At 55.1% G+C, this 18,265-nt stretch carries 18 protein-coding genes, 1 tRNA gene and 1 riboswitch; of the genes, 6 read left to right on the top strand and 13 right to left on the bottom strand.

From position 1 onward, the window contains the following. Nucleotides 1-100: 100 nt before the first annotated feature. The 7 genes from TLL_RS01765 to TLL_RS01735 all read right to left on the bottom strand — a co-directional run bounded on the left by TLL_RS01765 (nt 101) and on the right by TLL_RS01735 (nt 6,051). Nucleotides 101-631, bottom strand: coding sequence for a chemotaxis protein CheW (locus TLL_RS01765; protein WP_011056202.1), 531 nt, complete (start codon nt 629-631; stop codon nt 101-103). Between the two features lie 5 nt (nt 632-636). Continuing rightward, on the bottom strand, nt 637-1,002 hold the full coding sequence (locus tag TLL_RS01760; RefSeq protein ID WP_011056201.1) for a response regulator transcription factor: 366 nt from the start codon (nt 1,000-1,002) through the stop codon (nt 637-639). 86 nt (nt 1,003-1,088) lie between these two features. Further along, the gene (locus tag TLL_RS01755) at nt 1,089-2,279 is read right to left on the bottom strand and encodes a response regulator (protein WP_011056200.1); all 1,191 of its coding nucleotides are present in this window, start codon (nt 2,277-2,279) and stop codon (nt 1,089-1,091) included. 70 nt (nt 2,280-2,349) lie between these two features. After that, nucleotides 2,350-2,985, bottom strand: a complete 636-nt coding sequence (locus TLL_RS01750; RefSeq protein ID WP_011056199.1) for a MerR family transcriptional regulator — start codon at nt 2,983-2,985, stop codon at nt 2,350-2,352. Between the two features lie 312 nt (nt 2,986-3,297). Continuing rightward, on the bottom strand, nt 3,298-4,620 hold the full coding sequence (gene aroA, locus TLL_RS01745) for a 3-phosphoshikimate 1-carboxyvinyltransferase (protein WP_011056198.1): 1,323 nt from the start codon (nt 4,618-4,620) through the stop codon (nt 3,298-3,300). A 47-nt stretch (nt 4,621-4,667) separates the two neighbouring features. Further along, a complete protein-coding gene (locus TLL_RS01740; RefSeq protein ID WP_011056197.1) occupies nt 4,668-5,210 on the bottom strand; it encodes a TIGR04376 family protein in 543 nt (180 codons plus the stop codon). Between the two features lie 13 nt (nt 5,211-5,223). After that, nucleotides 5,224-6,051 (bottom strand): hypothetical protein, encoded by an 828-nt coding sequence (locus TLL_RS01735; RefSeq protein WP_011056196.1) that lies wholly within the window; start codon nt 6,049-6,051, stop codon nt 5,224-5,226. Between the two features lie 73 nt (nt 6,052-6,124). Between TLL_RS01735 and TLL_RS01730 the strand changes: the two genes are divergently transcribed. Then, on the top strand, nt 6,125-7,141 hold the full coding sequence (locus TLL_RS01730; RefSeq protein ID WP_011056195.1) for a YheT family hydrolase: 1,017 nt from the start codon (nt 6,125-6,127) through the stop codon (nt 7,139-7,141). Between the two features lie 15 nt (nt 7,142-7,156). Here the strand turns inward: TLL_RS01730 and TLL_RS01725 are convergent. The 3 genes from TLL_RS01725 to TLL_RS12615 all read right to left on the bottom strand — a co-directional run bounded on the left by TLL_RS01725 (nt 7,157) and on the right by TLL_RS12615 (nt 9,461). Then, nucleotides 7,157-7,228, bottom strand: a tRNA-Cys gene (locus tag TLL_RS01725). Nucleotides 7,229-7,264: 36 nt separating this feature from the next. Continuing rightward, a complete protein-coding gene (gene sir, locus TLL_RS01720) occupies nt 7,265-9,181 on the bottom strand; it encodes a sulfite reductase, ferredoxin dependent (RefSeq protein WP_164920675.1) in 1,917 nt (638 codons plus the stop codon). 109 nt (nt 9,182-9,290) lie between these two features. Next, the gene (locus TLL_RS12615) at nt 9,291-9,461 is read right to left on the bottom strand and encodes a hypothetical protein (protein ID WP_165442172.1); all 171 of its coding nucleotides are present in this window, start codon (nt 9,459-9,461) and stop codon (nt 9,291-9,293) included. A 158-nt stretch (nt 9,462-9,619) separates the two neighbouring features. Here TLL_RS12615 and zds point away from each other — a divergent pair, with 158 nt between their 5' ends. Together zds and TLL_RS01710 are read left to right on the top strand one after the other, a co-directional pair. Next, nucleotides 9,620-11,059, top strand: coding sequence for a 9,9'-di-cis-zeta-carotene desaturase (zds, locus tag TLL_RS01715; RefSeq protein ID WP_011056192.1), 1,440 nt, complete (start codon nt 9,620-9,622; stop codon nt 11,057-11,059). Continuing rightward, complete coding sequence (locus tag TLL_RS01710) at nt 11,056-11,505, top strand: SRPBCC family protein (protein WP_011056191.1); 450 nt, start codon at nt 11,056-11,058, stop codon at nt 11,503-11,505. Before zds ends, TLL_RS01710 begins: the two co-directional genes overlap by 4 nt. A gap of 7 nt (nt 11,506-11,512) precedes the next feature. On the opposite strand, the gene TLL_RS01705 is transcribed toward TLL_RS01710, so the two are convergent. From TLL_RS01705 to TLL_RS13000, 3 genes are all read right to left on the bottom strand, one after another. Continuing rightward, the gene (locus TLL_RS01705) at nt 11,513-12,502 is read right to left on the bottom strand and encodes an inorganic phosphate transporter (protein WP_011056190.1); all 990 of its coding nucleotides are present in this window, start codon (nt 12,500-12,502) and stop codon (nt 11,513-11,515) included. 3 nt (nt 12,503-12,505) lie between these two features. Further along, nucleotides 12,506-13,888 (bottom strand): phosphomethylpyrimidine synthase, encoded by a 1,383-nt coding sequence (thiC, locus tag TLL_RS01700; protein WP_164921089.1) that lies wholly within the window; start codon nt 13,886-13,888, stop codon nt 12,506-12,508. Between the two features lie 11 nt (nt 13,889-13,899). Then, a riboswitch (TPP riboswitch) is annotated at nt 13,900-13,998 on the bottom strand. Between the two features lie 33 nt (nt 13,999-14,031). Then, a complete protein-coding gene (locus tag TLL_RS13000; protein WP_011056188.1) occupies nt 14,032-14,967 on the bottom strand; it encodes a septal ring lytic transglycosylase RlpA family protein in 936 nt (311 codons plus the stop codon). Between the two features lie 517 nt (nt 14,968-15,484). On the opposite strand from TLL_RS13000, the gene TLL_RS01690 reads away from it, so the two are divergent. The 3 genes from TLL_RS01690 to TLL_RS01680 are packed head-to-tail and all read left to right on the top strand — an operon-like array spanning nt 15,485 to nt 18,249. Next, the gene (locus TLL_RS01690) at nt 15,485-17,272 is read left to right on the top strand and encodes a DUF2339 domain-containing protein (RefSeq protein WP_011056187.1); all 1,788 of its coding nucleotides are present in this window, start codon (nt 15,485-15,487) and stop codon (nt 17,270-17,272) included. Beyond that, entirely contained in the window at nt 17,269-17,904 is a 636-nt protein-coding gene (gene pdxH / locus TLL_RS01685) for a pyridoxamine 5'-phosphate oxidase (RefSeq protein WP_011056186.1), read from the top strand. The genes TLL_RS01690 and pdxH overlap by 4 nt, the downstream gene beginning before the upstream one ends. Before the next feature lie 39 nt (nt 17,905-17,943). Further along, nucleotides 17,944-18,249 carry an urease subunit beta gene (locus TLL_RS01680; RefSeq protein ID WP_011056185.1) on the top strand — a complete coding sequence of 102 codons (306 nt, stop codon included), beginning with the start codon at nt 17,944-17,946 and terminating at the stop codon, nt 18,247-18,249. Nucleotides 18,250-18,265: the final 16 nt, after the last annotated feature.

The following is an 18,265-nucleotide window of genomic DNA, read 5'->3' as shown; positions in this document are numbered from 1 at the left end:
GATATCATGGGTGTGTTAATTTTCCTAAAGTGACTGGTTTTGATGAGTTCCACGGTGAGGCTTGAGCGCGAGTCTCGGTTGAGATTCTACGTTTTCTAGTTTAGAGTCCCCAGCGAGCACTCCGTAAAATGGCGAGGGGATCCAAAAGCTTTACGATGTCCTGTTGCTCCCCATCAAAGACCCACTCGCCACGCACGAAGGGGGCCATCTGATCGCTGACATGGGTGGCAGGCTTAATGGTGTCATTGTTGAGCCACTCCATGCCCCGAACCTGATGAACGGCTAGCCCTACCATTGACTCATCATCCTCAATGGCAATAATCGATAGCTCAGAGCGATCGGTATTCAAGGGGGTGTCGTCCCCGAGAAACTTACCCGTATCCGCTACCCAAATCACCTGGCCCCGCAAGTTCAAAATCCCCAGGAGGAGATTGGAGGTATTGGGCACTGGGGTAATGCGATCGGGACTCACGGCCACGACTTCACGCACCCCAATAGCCGGTAGCGCCAAGGTATCACCGCTAGGAATTGTAAAGAGGATATGTAAATCTCCCTCGGGAGTTCTAAGGTCATCGATACTGCCACTTTCGATGGGAGCATTGGTGGCCAGTAGATCTGAGCTACTAAACATCTGTTTTAGCCTCGCAAGAGTTGCTTGATGGTGCCAACGAGTTCTTTGGGATCAAAGGGCTTGGTAATGTACGCATCAGCCCCCTGTTTCATGCCCCAATAGCGATCAAACTCCTCACCTTTGGAGCTACACATAACCACGGGAATGGATTGGGTGCGAGGGTCGGACTTAATTTGGCGGCAGACTTCATACCCATTCATACGGGGCATGACAATGTCGAGGACAACCACATCTGGGGTACTCTGCTGCAATTGCTCCATTGCCTCCACCCCATCGGTGGCAACCGTCACCTCAAAGCCTGTTTTTGCCAGCAATTCGCTAATCATTTCCCGCTGGGGTGGACTATCTTCGACAACTAAGACTTTGGTCATAGGGGGTTACACGTAGAATTAAGGTTTTGCTTTATATTCTAAAAGCCCAAGAGTATGACAGCTTCATAACAGTTCACCTGGGGGGGTTAACGGGAGGTCTCGAGGCCTGACTCTGCTTCTAGCACGTCGCCAAAGTACTCGTCTGTTAAGGAGGTTACAGGCGGGGCGGCGCCAATGTAATGATGCGTAATTGTTAATAATTCTTGGGTTGAAAAGGGCTTACTGAGGTAATCGGTGGCACCAGCCACCTTGGCTCGCAGGCGATCGCTCCAACCGACGAGGCTAGTCAGCATAATAATGGGCGTATAGCGGAAGCGAGGCGTGTGCCGCAGGAGGGTGCAAAATTCGTAGCCATCCAATTCGGGCATGGCAATATCGAGGAAAATCAGATCGGGGTTGAGTTGGAAAATGAGACTCAAGGCGGTCAGCGGGTGGGCGATCGCCGTGGCCTCATAACCTGCCGCCTGCAGAGTGGACTCAACCACTTGGCGCACGGTGGCGGCATCATCCACACACACGACCCGGGGCGACTGCCGCCAAGAAGAGGGTGGAAATGTACGGGTGTGGCCATTGGTTGCCCAAGAACTGACTTGTAAGTACCCTTGATGGAGATAGGGCAGCAGGAGTTTGCCCACAGTCACGGCATCGCGTCCCAGTTGTCGACTCAGGCGGCGCAAGGTGATTGGCTCGCGCACGAAGGGCTCCAGTTGACGAAACCACTGATCCGCTGGGTCGTTACCGGTGGGTTTAATATCCGTCAGTTGAAGGGATTGATCCAGGGAACGCAATTCTGGATGCAGTTTTTTCCATTCCCGCAGATGACTCAGGCTGTCATTCAGCAGCGCCGTTAGGGAGAGGTTGTGCCATTGGGGAGTGAGGGGACTCGCACTATAAAACTTGAACCAGGCGCGATTGAGGCTAACAACGTCAAAGAGACTCTCCCGCAGCAGAGCACGCCACACGCTATGGATTTGACTGAGCTTGCAGTGATCAAGGAGCCACCACAGGCATTCGTATTCCACCCAACTGGCACCGGCTTTACTTTCGATGAGGCTATCGGGGCTCGGCCAAGGAATGCCCTGTCCATAGAGCAGATCCTGCAACCGCTCTAAGCTGTGGCTGTGGCGATCGGCAATGTAAACCAAATAACCATGATTCAAAAAGAGAAGCCACGTACGACCGGCATCATCTTCGAGGTATAGTTCCCCGGTGCGCTGGCCAAGGGCAAGGGTTTGGCACAGCGTGTAAATATCCGTATCGTTGAGGCATCCTTCCATGGCGCTATTATAGCGATCGCCGGCGGGCTCACCGCGACCCAGGATATTTCGTCTCAGTGAACGCTCTCCGTTAGCGCTGGGTATAGCTAGAGAGCAATTGCACCAGTTGCTTCACCAGGGCTTCCTGATCGCGATTGATTTGGGGAAAGTTAAAGTCATCGCGAATATGAACTTCAAAGCCGGGGGCCACCTCAATGCGCTTCCAAGACTCGGGTTGCGGTGAATGGCTCGGGGGCGGTACCTCGCGACGGCTGATAGGGGGGCTGACGCGCATGGGCTCCCCATAGCGATGCTCGGAGCGCTCCTGTACCTGCTGCAAAAAGGCCAAAGCTGGGTTGATCGGGGGGGGATTCAACTGAAGATGAACCCCCTGCTCAAGGAGGGCCCGCAGTTCTGGGGTGCTCATGCGATACACCAGTTTGTAAATGGCACCTGCGGTATAGCCCTCCATCAACAGCCGTCGCACCACCAGCAATTGCACAAGGTGGCGATAGCCGTAGCGACCTTCGCGGCCAATGCGAGCAGGACGGTCAATCAATTTGCAGGAGGTGTAATGGCGCACCAGCCGCGGGTTGACCTCTTCCAAAACACGGTTTTTGGAGTCCTCCTGGGGGAGGTGCTGGGGCAAGAGTTCGTTGGCGATTTCCACCAACTCATCTAATGACCATTGATCCTGAACATGAACAAAGTCTTGAATTGTTGCCATAATGAACAAACTCAACCTTTTTTTGAATCAAAACAGAGAGTCAGGGAAGTTTCCGAAGCCTAGGTTAAAGGCAGCAGTGCTCCTAGGGTAGAGGTAAAATTATGGTACCGTATTTTATTGACTGTGTATCATTTCGGCGCTCAGTTGAGTCGAGGGATTGCCGGGAACACCAAGACGCCACTACCCAGGGGTAGGCAGAGTTCAACATCGGGCCAGCCCCGATGGTGACGCCAAAACAATTTATTTGATGCTAGCATACAGCGTTTAGTGTTGAGTGAACGTCGCCCAAGAATTACTGGGATTTTTGTGCTATCAAGCAATTTGTTGCAGAACTGTTACAAATTCTGGATAGGAGACGGCTGCTGCACTGGCGTTGTGAATTTCACTGGTTCCCTTGGCATTGAGGGCAGCGATCGCCAGACTCATGGCCATCCGATGATCGCCGTAGGTTTCCAAATGGGTCCCTTGCAAGGGCCCGCCCCCTTGAATATCGAGGCCATCACTGAGTTCAGTGACCTTAGCGCCCATTTTTTGCAATTCTGTGGCCACGGCCTTGAGGCGATCGCTCTCCTTTACCCGCAGTTCTGCGGCATCGCGAATTTCGGTGACCCCCTCGGCAAAGGCAGCCGCCACGGCCAAAATGGGAATCTCATCAATCAAGCGAGGAATCAATTCACCGCCAATACGGGTGCTCTTCAGCCTCGCCGATCGCACCCGCAGATCTGCCACCGGTTCTCCCGTAACCAGCCGCTCATTTTCAAGGGTAATCTCTGCTCCCATTGCCCAAAGAACATCGAGAATACCGGTGCGGGTGGGGTTGACCCCCACATTGGTCAGCAGCAGTTCTGAATCAGGGATAATGGAGGCTGCCACCAACCAAAAGGCAGCCGAACTGATGTCCCCAGGGACAATGACCTTCTGACCCTTTAAGACCGCCGGCCCTTCCAAACTGACTGTACAGGTGGCCTCATCCACGCTCAAACGGGCCCCAAAGGCCTGAAGCATCCGTTCACTATGATCCCGCGAGCGGTGGGGTTCGCGAATAAGGGTGGTGCCTTCGGTGTGGAGGGCGGCCAGCAATAGCGCTGATTTTACCTGAGCGGAGGCAATGGGACTGTAGTAGGTGATGGGCTCGAGGGGCTGTCCCAAAATAGCCAGGGGAGCGCGACTGTGGTGTTGACGGCCCCAAATCTGGGCACCCATCTGTAGGAGGGGTGTGACAACCCGTGCCATCGGTCGCGATCGCAACGAGGCATCCCCAGTCAGCGTAAAAAAGCGACCCGTTTGCGCTGCCAATACCCCCAACAATAGCCGCATCGTTGTACCGGAGTTGCCGGCATTCATCACATCCCCAGGCTCCTGAAGGCGGCCCATTCCCAAGCCTTGCACCGTTACTGCCGTGGCATTGAGAGGCGAAATCTCCGCACCAAGGGCACGGAAACAGGAGGCGGTACTACAGGTATCTTCACCCACGAGCAATCCTGTGATCTGGGTGGTGCCCTCTGCCATGGCCCCCAACATCAGGGCACGGTGGGAAATGGATTTATCTCCCGGTACTTGGAGGGTGCCCCGCAGGGGATGGCCATCGGCCTGAATCTGCCAAGTGTCGTCGGATGTAATCTGAATAACCGCCATGGGACATTTGATAAAACCGCGTTCTCGATTGTCCCACGTCTGTTGCCCTATAACCCCATCGAGCGTTTCAGTTCCTCAAGGGCAGTTTGCAGCTCCAGGCGACGAAACTCAGCTTCAATTGGATCATTGAGGTCACTGCTGATGCGCGGCGGGGGTGGGGGCGGGGGTGGCGGTGCACTGGTAGTAGGAACGCGGTTCATCACTTCCTGACGGCGATCGCGAATCTTTTGCAAAAGTTGCTGGGTAAGGGGAATTTGATGGAGGGCATTGAGCCGCTGGGTCCACAATTGCTCTCCACGTCGGCGTAATTCAGCCTCCCGTTGCTGTGCCAATTCCACCAGGTCGGGGCGCTGAGCGGCCATCGCCGTTTGGATGCGATCGCGCCAGCGGCGAATCTCAGAAACAAGGCCTAAAATCTGCTGTTCACAGGTATTGACTTCCTGTTGCAACCGTAATAGGCGCTCTTGGGTTTGCCGTTCTTGATCGTCTAGCTCAAGGAGCAGCAGATTCAGTTCAAGCTGAGGATTGGCACGGATAAAGTCCTCGAGTTTTTGCTCTAGGAATGCATTCAAGTCCCGAAAAAAACTCATGGCTGCCCCCTCCCTAAAAACTTTGACCGACGGTGAGGGAGCGCACTTCCCCTTGACGTCGTAGCACGGCCCGCTGATTTTGAATCTGCACCAGTTGCCAGCCGTCGTTGCCAATTGTATCGCCCACACTCAAGCGCAGCGTTTGGCCATGGCTTTGAAAAAGCGCCACTGAGCGATCCCCCAGTTCGAGGATGCCAACTAGGGTATGTTGAGGGGGCGCCGGCGGCGGCGCAGGGGTTGCTGTTGGCTCAGGGGGGGTCACCGTTGGTAAATTGGGCAGGGTCACCGTGGGTGTTGGGGGGGCTTGGTAAACGGGAACGTAGATGCGCTCAACGGTTGGCGCAGAGGTGGTGGGGCTGGGCATAGAATTGCTGGCGATCGCGGGGGGTGAAGGGGTCGGGGTGGCGGCCTGCTGGCTCAGGAGTTGAAGGGACCTTTGCAGATACTCAGCGAAGGCCATGTCGGCGGGGCTAGGGGTTGTGGTCACCCCAGGGTCAGGGGCAACTGCGACCGGTTGGCGATTCAGGCTGATCCAGAGGCCAACCCCCAGGACAAAGGAGGCAATGCCTACCCCCATCAAAAAGCGATCGCCCCAAGAAAATGTTGGCGGCGGCTCTGGACGGTGCAGCCAGCGAGAAGGCTCCGAAGGGGGAGTCGTCGGTTCAAAAGGGACGGGGAGGGAAGGCTTAGGCTCTAAAACCGCTGCGAGGGATTCGGGCTCATTGGGGTTGGTCTCCAGGGCGGCAAAGACTTCATCCAGCAAGCGATTGGCTTGGACATCCGTCAGACAAGTTTCTATGGTGTAGGGCTCTGTCCGCTTTGGACCATTGCTCTGTGTCATCGCCTATGCCTCACAATGATCACCACAAACGCCCAACTTTGCCCAGTTTGCCTACGATGGATGACTAAATTCTATGCAATCCCTATCCTATTGGCCACCAGTGCCGCTGCACTCTGGCGTGATCCACACCGTTTTTACGGCCTATGTCCAACGCTGGGGATGTCTCTACCCTTGGCAACCCCACACCAGCCATGTTTTCCAGGGAGCTGAGGGCGTGCCCCTGTACGGTGAGGGGTATCGGGTTGGCCAAGCCCGCGGCACCCTCATTGCCACCTACGGCATTACGGGTGATCTCAAGAATCAATGGTACTTGCATACCCTTGCCCATTGGGCGATCGCCCGCGGCTTTGATGTCCTCCTTTTCGATTGGCGTGCCCATGGCCGCAGTGCAGAACTGTCTCCAGTGTTAACCAGTGATGGTCTCTATGAAGGGCAAGACTTTGTGGCGATCGCCCAGCAGTGTCAAGCCCTTGGCTATACTCCTCCCTATTGGTTGGTTGGTTATTCCTTGGGGGGGCAGCTAGCCCTTTGGGGTGCCTGGTATGCCCAACAGCAAGGAAAAACAGAGATTGGCGGTGCGGCGGTGATCTGCCCCAACCTTGACTCCAATCGTTCCCTTGCCTACCTAGGCACAACGTTTTGGGGGCGGCAATTTGAAGGCGCCATCAGCCGTCAACTCCAACACTTGGCTCGCCACCTTCATCGCCTTTATCCTCAGCTCTTTGATCTCAACACCGTTGCCAAGATTGACACCATTGCCGGTTTTGACGCCGCCCTCGTCATTGATCGCCTGGGCTTTAGCAGTGTAGCTGAGTATTACGCTGCCAGTAGTCCCTTGCCGCTGCTGCCCCAATTGAGAATACCCCTCTGGATTCTCTATGCCGCCGATGATCCCCTATTTGATCCCTCCCTTGTGCCCGAACTGCTCACGATTGCCGAGGGCAATCCTGCCCTTACCCTGCTGCTGAGCGAACAGGGAGGTCACGTGGGTTTTACCAGCGATCGCAAGTGCCAACGCCTTTGGGGTGATCCAGACTACTGCTGGGGTATCCATCGACTCTTAGATTGGCTGGAGCAGCGAGCTGGATAACCAATGGAATGGGGAAGGCGGCACCCGGATTCGAACCGGGGAATAAAGGTTTTGCAGACCTCTGCCTTACCACTTGGCTATGCCGCCCTCTTTGGCGATTCCTCATTATAGCCGATAGGCATCCTATCCTTGCTTGTTTTGCCGGGATTGCTCAAGGTAATGCTGAATTGCTTCACGGGTCACCGCCGCTAGGGACCTGCCCTCGGCTGCTGCCAATTCCTTGAGTTGTTGGTATTGATCAGCGCGCACATCCACGCGATAGCGCTTTGGTGGGGCAGTGGGAACGTAATTTGCCGCAAACTGCCGCAAGGCGGCAAAACCAACCCGATGGCAAAAATCCCCAAAGGATTCTCCCTGCTGCCGGCGATCGCGATAAAAGACCAGCAATGGCTCTAGGACCGTTTCCAGTTCAGCAATAGGTAAGCGCTCAATGTAGACCTCCGCCAAGCGGGTTTGATCGGGACTCCCCCCCAACCACGTTTGATAAGCGCCAGGGACAATGCCAACAAAGCCCAATTCCGCCAAGTAGGGACGGGCACAGCCATTGGGACACCCCGTCATCCGAATCACAAAATGTTCGTCCTTTAGCCCCAGCCGATCCATGAGGCGACGAATCCGCTCCAGTACCCCCGGAATCGCCCGTTCCGACTCGGTAATGGCCAAGCCACAGGTGGGCAATGCTGGGCAGGCCATGCTATAGCGTTCAAGGGGATCAATGGCACTGACATCCCGAACGCCGTGCTCCTCAAGGAGGTGCTGAATGGCATCCTGTTGCTCGGGAGAGATATCGCACAGCAGCAGATTTTGGTGGGGCGTCACCCGCAGGGGGAGATGAAAGTCCTCAACGATCTTCTTGAGGGCCGACTTGAGTTTGAAGTTGCCCTGATCCAGGATGCGGCCATTGGCAATGGACAAACCATAGAAGAATTTGCCATCCCCTTGGGGGTGCCAGCCCAAAAAGTCCTGATAGCGCCACGGCGGCAGGGGGCGGAAGGGTTCGAGGGGTTTGCCAAAGTATTCCTCCACCTTGGCCTTGAATTTTTCCACCCCCCAGTCATGGATCAGGTATTTCAAGCGGGCGTGGCGCCGATTATAGCGATCGCCATAGTCCCGCTGCGTCGCCACAATGGCCTTCACTGCATCGTAGACATCGGCTGCTCGCACAAAGCCAATTTCATCGGCCAGGCGGGCAAAGGTCTCTTCTTTGTTGTGGGTGCGCCCCAAGCCACCACCGGCATAGATGTTAAACCCCTCGAGCTGCCCCTGGGGGTTGGTGATCACCACTAGGGTCAAATCTTGGGAGAAAAGATCCACAGAATTGTCCCCCGGCACCGTGACGCAGCACTTAAATTTGCGGGGCATATAATGATCGCCGTAGATTGGCTCTTCATTATTCGGGAAAATGGTGCCATTGCCATTACGCTGCCGTGCCGCCTTGACATCGGGGTGCTCTTCGGCGGAGATCACCTTTTCGCCATCGAGCCAAATCTCGTAGTAGGCACCCGTTTGGGGTGTTAGGAGATCGGCAATGCGGTGGGCATACTCATAGGCAAGGGTATATTCTGGGCGATCGCGAAAGGGGGCAGGGGGCGCCATAACATTGCGGTTCAGATCACCGCAGGCGCCCAAGGTGGATCCCATACTGCGGACAATGGCAGCGATCGCTGCTTTTAGATTCTTCTTGAGAATACCATGGAGTTGAAATCCCTGCCGTGTTGTCGCCCGCAGGGTGCGGTTGCCATACTCCTCTGCCAAGCGATCCAAGGTTAAATAGAGCTGCGGCGGAATATAGCCAGCCGGACTGCGGGTGCGCAGCATGAACTGGTAGTCTTTTTCCTGCCCTTTGACGCGGTTATCGCGATTATCCTGCTGATAGGAGCCATGGAACTTGAGGATCTGCGCACCCTCTTCACTAAAACGATTCGTTGGTTCTAGTAATTCTGTGGCAACCGGTTCTCGCAGGTGTTGGCTCCGTTCCTTAAGAGCCTCAATTTTTGAGCGTTTCAGTGCGGCATCGGCAGAGGGGGGCGAAGCAACCATAGTATTTTTGTCTTCCACCAGGCGAAGGTAACCAAAATGACGACAGCTAAAAGTCCCTAATCTTGATCGGGAAACTGAGCTATCTCATTTTAGCGAACCTGGGGAATGATTAACAGGAGGGTTCTTCCTTGGAGGCACAGTCCTTTTGCCAGCAGCGTTCGAGGTAAGCATCGTAATACTGCCGCCAGAACCGCTTGGGATTCAGGGTAAAGCCCGGAGTAAATAGGCGTTGGTTCAAATACTGCCAGAGGGGAAAGGCAAGGACACGACGCGTAGCCATAAGCACACCGTAAGTGTGAGCGATTCAAAAACTTCAACTTACCTCGATCATAGACGAGGGTTCTGGGGACCAAGGGGCTCTGCCAAGTTTCTTAACGCGCGGCAAACCGCTCGGGGGACGAAAAATGTTAAAATCTGTAAAGTTTTCTGGGATCACCGATGCGGGTTGTCATTGTTGGTGCAGGATTGGCCGGCTTAGCCGCCGCAGTGGATTTGGTGGATGCCGGTCACAGGGTTGAAATCTACGAATCCCGTCCCTTTGTGGGGGGCAAAGTCAGCAGTTGGCAAGATGCCGATGGCAACCACATTGAGATGGGGCTGCATGTTTTCTTTTACAACTACGCCAATCTCTTTGAATTGATGACCAAGGTGGGGGCGATCGCCAACCTCCTGCCCAAAGAACATACCCACACCTTTATTAATCGTGGGGGTCAGGTGGGGGAACTGGATTTTCGCTTTCCCTTGGGCGCCCCCTTCAACGGTCTCAAGGCCTTCTTCACCACCCGTCAACTCTCCGCTGCCGATAAGTTTTTTAATGCTATTGCCCTTGGCACCAGTCCTGTGGTGCGCGGTCTTGTGGACTATGAGGGGGCGATGCGCCAAATTCGCGCCTTAGATTGCATGAGTTTTGCGGAGTGGTTTCGGCGGCATGGCGGTTCAGAAAATAGCCTCAAACGCCTCTGGAATCCCATTTCCTACGCCTTGGGTTTCATTGATACCGAGCACATGTCCGCTCGCTGTATGCTGACAATCTTTATGATGTTTGCCGCCAAAACAACTGCCTCACGGCTGAATATGCTCAAAGGATCACCAGCGGAATACCTGCTCAAGCCCTTGGTCAACTATATTGAAGCGCGGGGGGCTAAAATTCATCTGCGGCGACGAGTCAAGGAAATTCTGTTTCGCGGCGAGGATGCCAGCACTTGGCGGGTGGAAGGCTTAGTCATTCCCCGTGGGGAAGCGCTAGAAACCGTGACGGCGGATGCCTATCTGTGTGCCTGTGATGTGCCGGGGATTCAACGCCTGATTCCAGAGGCGTGGCGATCGCACCCAACCTTCGACAACATCTTTAAGCTCGAGGCCGTGCCTGTGGCCACGGTGCAACTGCGATTTGATGGCTGGGTTACGGAATTGCAGGACCCCCGTAAACAAAAACAGGTGGCAGCAACGGGTATTGATAACCTGCTGTACACCGCCGATGCCGATTTTTCCTGCTTTGCCGATTTGGCTCTCACTAGCCCAGCGGACTACTATCGCGAAGGCCAAGGCTCCCTGCTCCAAGTGGTGCTCACCCCCGGTGATCCCTTCATTAAGGCCAGCAATGAAGAGATTGCCCAACACGTCCTGCGCCAAGTCCATGAACTGTTCCCCTCGTCGCGCCATCTCAACATGACATGGTACAGTGTCGTCAAATTAGCGCAGTCCCTCTATCGCGAGGCCCCCGGCATGGATCCCTATCGTCCACCCCAAAAGACGCCTGTTCCTAACTTTTACTTGGCGGGCAGCTACACGCAGCAGGACTACATTGACAGTATGGAGGGGGCGACAATGTCCGGACGACAAGCCGCCCAAGCGATTTTGGCAGGAGGTCACCCATGAGTTGGTTAGAGCATACGGTCCAGATTGAAGTGGCCGCCGCTGTCGATCGCGTCTGGGCACTGTGGTCCGATCTCGAGAAAATGCCCCTGTGGATGAAGTGGATTGAATCGGTGGTCATCACCCCCGAGGACCCCACGCTATCCCGCTGGACGTTGGCCACGGGAAACTGGCACTTTAGCTGGCGATCGCGCATTTGTCGCCAGGTCAAGCACCAAATTATTCAGTGGGAATCCGTGGATGGCCTACCCAATCGGGGGGCAATTCGCTTTTACGATCGCCAGGGCAGCACAATTGTTAAGCTCTCGGTCGCCTATGCAATTCCGGGGGTCTTGGGACAAATTATGGATCGCCTGTTCTTGGGTCGCGTGGTTGAAAGTACACTGCAAGCGGATCTCGAACGCTTTCGGGAGTATGCCCAACGGATGCAACCCACACAGGTTTCCTGAGCTTGGCTTAAAGTTGCCCTAGACAAAAAGAGATTGCCATCGCCAGCAGGGCGGCACCGGGAAGTGTCAGCACCCAGGCCATGAAAATTTGGCCCCACACGTGCCAGTTCACTTCCCCTTGCTGGCGATAGCCGGCACCGGTGATCGCCCCCACTACGACTTGTGTGGTACTGACGGGAAAGCCCACTAGACTAGCGGCTGCCACGGTCAAGGCAGCACTCAGGTTAGCTAAGCAGCCACTGACAGGGTCAAGGGATGTAATTTTCTCCCCCGTGGTGTGGATAATGCGCTCGCCGCCGCCATAGGTACCGATGGCGATCGCCAAGGCACAGGCAGCCATCACCCAGAAGGGTACACCGGCATCCGGAGACAGTTTCCCCCAACTCACAAGGGCAAGGGTCATTACCCCCATTGTTTTCTGAGCATCATTGGCACCGTGGGCCACTGCCATCAACATTCCCGAGAGAATCTGCAACCGTTGCCAGTGTTCTGGGGGAATGTCTCGCCATTGCAGCCATTTCTCGACAAGCGTCATGAAACTCAGGCCGACCGCGATCGCCACCAAGGGGGACACGACCATGGGAATGACCACCGATCCAACAATCCCGTGCCAATAGATGATCTGGGGTGACACTTGAAAGAGGGCTGCTCCCACCAAGCCACCAATGAGGGCGTGGGACGAACTGCTGGGCAAACCCCAATACCAAGTGAGCAAATTCCAGGCCATGGCCCCCAGGAGTGCAGCACTAATCACGCCAAACCAATGGCCACCCAAGGCACTGCTGTGGAGAATGCCTGCTTCAATGGTGAGCGCCACCCGCGTACTCAAGAAAGCCCCACCAAAATTAGCCACAGCAGCAAGGAGGAGCGCCGAGCGTAGGGAAAGGGCACGGGTGGCCACCACCGTTGCAATGGCATTGGCGGCATCATGGAAGCCATTGGTGACATCAAAAAGGAGGGCGATCGCCATCAGCCCCCCCTTGAAATCAATGGCCATGCCCTAGGCAGAGGCACTCACTTGATCTTTGTCCTTGGCGAGGAATTTCTCCAGCTCGGCAAGGGCCTCGGCATCTACCTTCGTTTGCATGGGGCAGAATTTGGGTCCACACATGGAGCAGAACTCAGCGGTTTTATAGATATCCGCCGGTAGGGTTTCGTCGTGGTATTCCCGGGCTCGCTCCGGATCAAGGGCCAGTTCAAACTGGCGGTTCCAGTCAAAGTTGTACCGTGCCCGCGACAGTTCATCATCGCGATCGCGCGCCCCCGGACGGTGACGGGCAATGTCTGCCGCGTGAGCCGCAATTTTGTAGGCAATCAAGCCATTGCGCACATCTTCGGCATTGGGTAAGCCCAGGTGCTCTTTGGGGGTCACATAGCAAAGCATGGCCGTACCGTACCAACCCGCCAAGGCAGCGCCAATAGCACTGGTAATGTGATCATAGCCGGGGGCAATGTCAGTGACCAGAGGACCAAGGACATAGAAGGGCGCTTCAGAGCATTCCTCCATCTGCTTGCGCACATTAAATTCAATTTGATCCATGGGCACATGGCCAGGGCCTTCCACCATCACTTGGACATCGTGTTCCCAAGCCTTGCGGGTGAGTTGACCGAGGGTTTTCAATTCCGCCAGTTGGGCTTCATCGGAGGCATCATGCAAACACCCCGGCCGCAGCGAGTCCCCCAAAGAGAAGGAGACATCATATTTTTTAAAGATCTCAATAATGTCACGGAAGTGGGTATAAAGAGGATTTTGTTTGTGGTGATAGAGCATCCACTTAGCAAGAATGCCGCCGCCACGAGACACAATCCCTGTGATGCGGTTTTTTACCAAAGGCAGGTATTCAATGAGAAGCCCTGCATGGATTGTCATGTAGTCCACCCCCTGCTGAGCGTGCTTTTCAATCACATGGAGAAAATCATCAGGGGTGAGCCGTTCAACACTGCCGTGAACACTTTCAAGGGCTTGATAGACAGGCACTGTGCCGATGGGTACCGGTGAGGCATTAATAATGGCGGTGCGAATGGCGTCAAGGTCACCTCCCCCTGTGGAGAGATCCATCACCGTATCGGCACCATACTTCACTGCTAGACGCAGCTTCGCCAATTCTTCCTCAAGGTTCGAGGAATTGGGAGAGGCACCAATGTTGGCATTGACTTTACACTTGGCGGCAATCCCGATCGCCATCGGTTCGAGGTTGGGGTGATTAATATTGGCGGGAATAATCATCCGGCCGCGGGCAACTTCATCGCGAATCAATTCAGGGGGCAAGTTTTCCCGCTGCGCCACATAGTGCATTTCTTCGGTAATAATCCCTTGTCGGGCATAATGCATTTGGGTGACATTGTCGTGCCCTTTGCGGGCAGCAATCCATTCGCTACGCACCATTGTATGGAATCCTCTCTAGACAGCTTCCCTGCGCCAGCATGATCTGGTTCAGGTTCTAAGGGTTTGCTCTCAGCCTGCTGTGACCGCAGACACCCCTAGCATGTCGTTCATTCTATCACTTTGCCCTTAGGGGGTGGGGGTTAGTCCAAAACGTCAATGCGTACATATCCGACACCGGCACCAATGAGGCCAATGGCAGCCGCCGCCCCCCGCGAGAGGTCAATTTCCCGTCCCCCGGTAAAAGGCCCGCGATCGTTAATCCGCACCACCACTGAGCGGCCATTTTGGAGATTGGTCACCCGTACCCGTTTACCAAAGGGCAGTGTGCGATGGGCCGCTGTCAGGGCATCTTGATCAAATCGCTCACCATTAGCGGTGCGGGCACCATGGAAGCCGGGACCATACCAGGAGGCAAGGCCCGTAAACTGCATCCGAATTGGCCCCATGGCCACCACCCTATTGGGGCTGCCCTCTACGCTGGTTAAAGCAGGGGCATTGCCCAACTGGCGTCGGATCAGGTTGGCAATTCGCAGGGCGTTTTCATCGCTGCGTTGTGAACCATTCGGGAGCATGACCTGATTGTTCAGGGTTAGGAGCGGTTCTTGATCGGCGTAGATGCGATAGTTTTGTTGTTGGGCATCCCAACGCACACGCACCAGGTTGGCGTCAAAGCCCTGTTCGTGGAGCTGATTGAGGCGAGCGGTGAGAAGGGTTGCCTGTTGGGCTGCCTCTGAGAGGGTGGTTTGCTCTGGCATGCCAGCGCCATTAGCGGCAGCTACTTTGACGCCCGCCGTGGCTGTTACCTGCTGCCCCAAAAAGGTGAGTACAGGAATCCCCCGCAAATAGACGGTTACGGCTTCGCGGCCTTGCTGTTGGTGGCGATGGAGACTGGCGATCGCTCGCGTTGTCGCTGCAGTAGTGGCTTGGCGTTCCCCAACTTTGGTGGCAACGGCCGGCGCGGCTGGGGCTGAAACAGATTCTGGGGCTGGCGTGGTTGTGGTTGCACGACTACTGGAAAGCAGTCCCAACACAGCCAACGTGGTTGTTGTCAGACCCACATAAAGCGTTTTTTTCATAGGCGTCCGTTAAAAAGGGCATCCATACGGCTGGACAGTAGGGCACCAACATCACACAGGGATAACCCCTACTGGTGCCGTGTTCGCTCTCATCGCGGAACTGTCTCAACCTACCACGAAGGCCTAGAATCCAGCATCACGGGCATTTTGTTCGTGGCAAACATTTTGAAAGAGAATAAAAAAGCACTGAAGTCGGTGAAACCGACGCAGACTGGCACATTGACGGAATTTACAGTTGATGAAAGAAAATAAGAAAATTTTATAAACTTTTAATAAACTGTTTTTAATTTTCGAATGTTTTTGTGACTCAGATCACCGAAAATAAAAATTATTCTAAAGGATAAAATTTGCTTTTTGTAACCTTTTCTGTGTGTTACAGGACGATTTCTGACCCAATTTTGTTTCCCTTTTACGCCTGTTGGCACGCTTCTCCAGCCACTTCTAGAGTGCATTGCCCAAGGAATTGCCCTCCCCTGCAGCGCATAAAACGGGGATATCGTCCATAAGGAGCCAGATAATGGAAGACAAGGATGAGTTGCGGCGTCGTCTGGAAAACTTAGAAGCCGCTGTGGCTGCTCTCCAGCGATCGCTTGAGATTCTGCAAACCGCTATTTTCCGTGAAGACCTCTCCTCTGCTGGAATCCCAGACCCTTCAACACAATCAACACCGCCCCAGGAACCGGCTGCGATCAAGGCCCAGCGCCCAGCACCTGAGTTGCCATCGCTGGCACCCCTACGCCCAGTAACGCCTTCCCCGGCTGACGGGCTGCAAAATTGGGAACTGTGGCTCAACCGTCTCGGCATTGGCCTGCTGCTGTTGGGGATGGGTTTCCTCTTTCGCTATGGCGTTGAATTGGGCTGGATTACCGATGCGGTTCTCGTTGCCATGGGTTTTGTGATCGGCACTGCCTTGATGGGGTTGAGCTGGCGGTTGCAGCGGCGAGCTATCTTTAGCCAGTTTTTGCAGGGGGGTGGCCTGGCAACCTATTACCTCACGATCTTTGCTGCCTATCAGTTTTTGAGCGTCATGCCTTGGGGGGTGGCCTTCCCATTGATGGTGTTGGTGACCCTAGGGGCGTTTTTCATGGCGTTGCGCCAAAATCGAGCCATTTTTGCAGTGATTGGTGTCCTTGGCGGCCTAGGGACCCCCTTGTTGCTCTACAACCCAGAGATGAGTCGTCCTTTGGCATTGGCCAGTTACACCTTTTTAATCCTCTTAGGCAGTTGGGCAATTTATGCAGTGAAGGGCTGGCGATCGCTCCTGCTGTCAGCCTTTTGGCTGGGATGGGTGATGTTAAGGCTGTCAATGACTCCTCAGCCCGTTGATCAGGTGGGGGTGTTACAGGGGATTCTGGCGTTGACTTGGTTGGGCTTCACGGTGTTGCCCCCTTGGTATCAGTGGCGCGATCGCGACAGCGCAGCGGAGCGATATCGCTCCCAAAAGACTTCCCCCCAACCCTACGGTCAAACGATCGGCCCTTTTAACCCAGTGATTGCCCTCAGCCTGAGTGCTGCCCTCTGGGAGTGGTCAGCAACGATAACAGGGGGGGTGTCTATCCTTTTTGGGGTACTCTACCTCGGAACCAGTCTGCTCTGGCGACGCCTGCCGCAACCTTGGCGCTGGGTCTATAGCTTGACGGGACTGGTGCTGATTGCCTTTGGCATTGTTGTTCGTTACTCCAGCAATCGCTTTATCCTCGCACCCCTGGCGATCGAGGGGCTGATTTTGCATTATCTGAGCCAACGCTATTCCTCGCGACCCCTGCAGGTGATTGCCCATCTTTGGTGGGGACTACTCAGCCTTAGCTTCGTTGGTCAACTGCTTTTTACCAGCGCCGATCGCCCGCCGCTGTTGAATCTGGCTTTTGTCACCCATTTGGTGGTGCTTGGCGCTGCAGCAGTCAGTACGCGTTTTTTGCCCCCACCCACCCGCCCTCTGTACTGGATCTTGGGCTATGGGGTAACGATGATTTGGATTCAGCACGAACTCGCCCCCTTCGGTACGGGGGCAGCCACCCTTGTCTGGGGACTCTTTGGCGTCGGACTGCTTATCGATGGCTTGCAACGGGACAGCGCTGCGGTGCGCACGGTGGCTTTAATCACCCTCATCATTACTTTAGGGCGGCTTTTCTTTGTTGATCTCATCCAGCTTGCGCCCCTGTGGCGAGTCCTCCTATTTATGGGGTTTGGTTTGATTTTTTTGCTGCTGAGCTATTTTTTGCGCGCCCTCTGGCGGCGATCGCCCGGGGAATCCTCTAGGATCAGTGAAGAATCCCCAAGCAACAAGTCCGAAGAAAACCCATGACCCGCATTGCTGATCTACGCCGTGATTACCGTCGTCAACGTCTCCTCGAAAGCGACGCTGCCGAGGATCCCATCGAACAATTTCGCCTCTGGTTGACAGATGCTGTCAACGCGGAGTTACCGGAACCCAATGCGATGACACTGGCCACAGTTGGCCTTGATGGGATGCCCGCTGCCCGACTGGTGTTGCTCAAAGAAGTAGACGATCGCGGGTTTGTCTTTTTCACGAACTATCGCAGTCGCAAAGGTCGGGAATTAGCCGCCCATCCCAAGGCCGCCCTTGTGTTTTGGTGGGCAGAGCTAGAACGGCAGGTGCGCATTGAGGGCAATGTTGAGCAAATTAGTGCAGCGGAGTCTGATGCTTACTTTCAAAGTCGTCCCCTTGGCAGCCGTTGGGGGGCATGGGCATCCCAGCAGAGTGAGGTTTTAGCGTCCTACGCCGAGCTGGAAGCCCGCCTCGCGGCAGTGGAAGCCCACTACGGCGAAAATGTCCCTCGGCCAGAGCATTGGGGAGGCTATCGTGTGCTGCCGACCCTCATTGAATTTTGGCAAGGGCGACCCAATCGCCTCCACGATCGCCTGTGCTATCGTCGCCAAGGAGACCACTGGCAGCGGGTGCGCCTCTACCCCTAGGATAGGGGGGATACCTCGTAAAGATGGGCTGAGACCCCGATGATTCCCGGTGAACTGATCCCCGCAGAGGGAACCATTGAACTCAATGCTGGCCGGCCAACGGTGACTTTAACGGTCGCCAATACCGGCGATCGCCCAATTCAGGTGGGATCTCACTACCACTTTTACGAAGTCAATCCGGCTCTCCAGTTTGAGCGTGAACAAGCGCGGGGAATGCGCTTAGATATCCCTGCTGGCACAGCCATTCGCTTTGAGCCGGGGGACGAGCGGGTGGTGCAACTAGTGGCCTTGGGTGGCACTCGTCAAATCTATGGCTTTCGGGGGGAAGTCAACGGTGCGCTCTAGTCGGGATTCCAAGCAT

Origin of the sequence: Thermosynechococcus vestitus BP-1, from assembly GCF_000011345.1 — a bacterium.
Classification (GTDB): Bacteria; Cyanobacteriota; Cyanobacteriia; order Thermosynechococcales; family Thermosynechococcaceae; genus Thermosynechococcus; species Thermosynechococcus vestitus.
The sequence above is the reverse complement of the archived record's forward strand: the minus strand, read 5'-3'. Positions and strand labels throughout refer to the sequence as shown.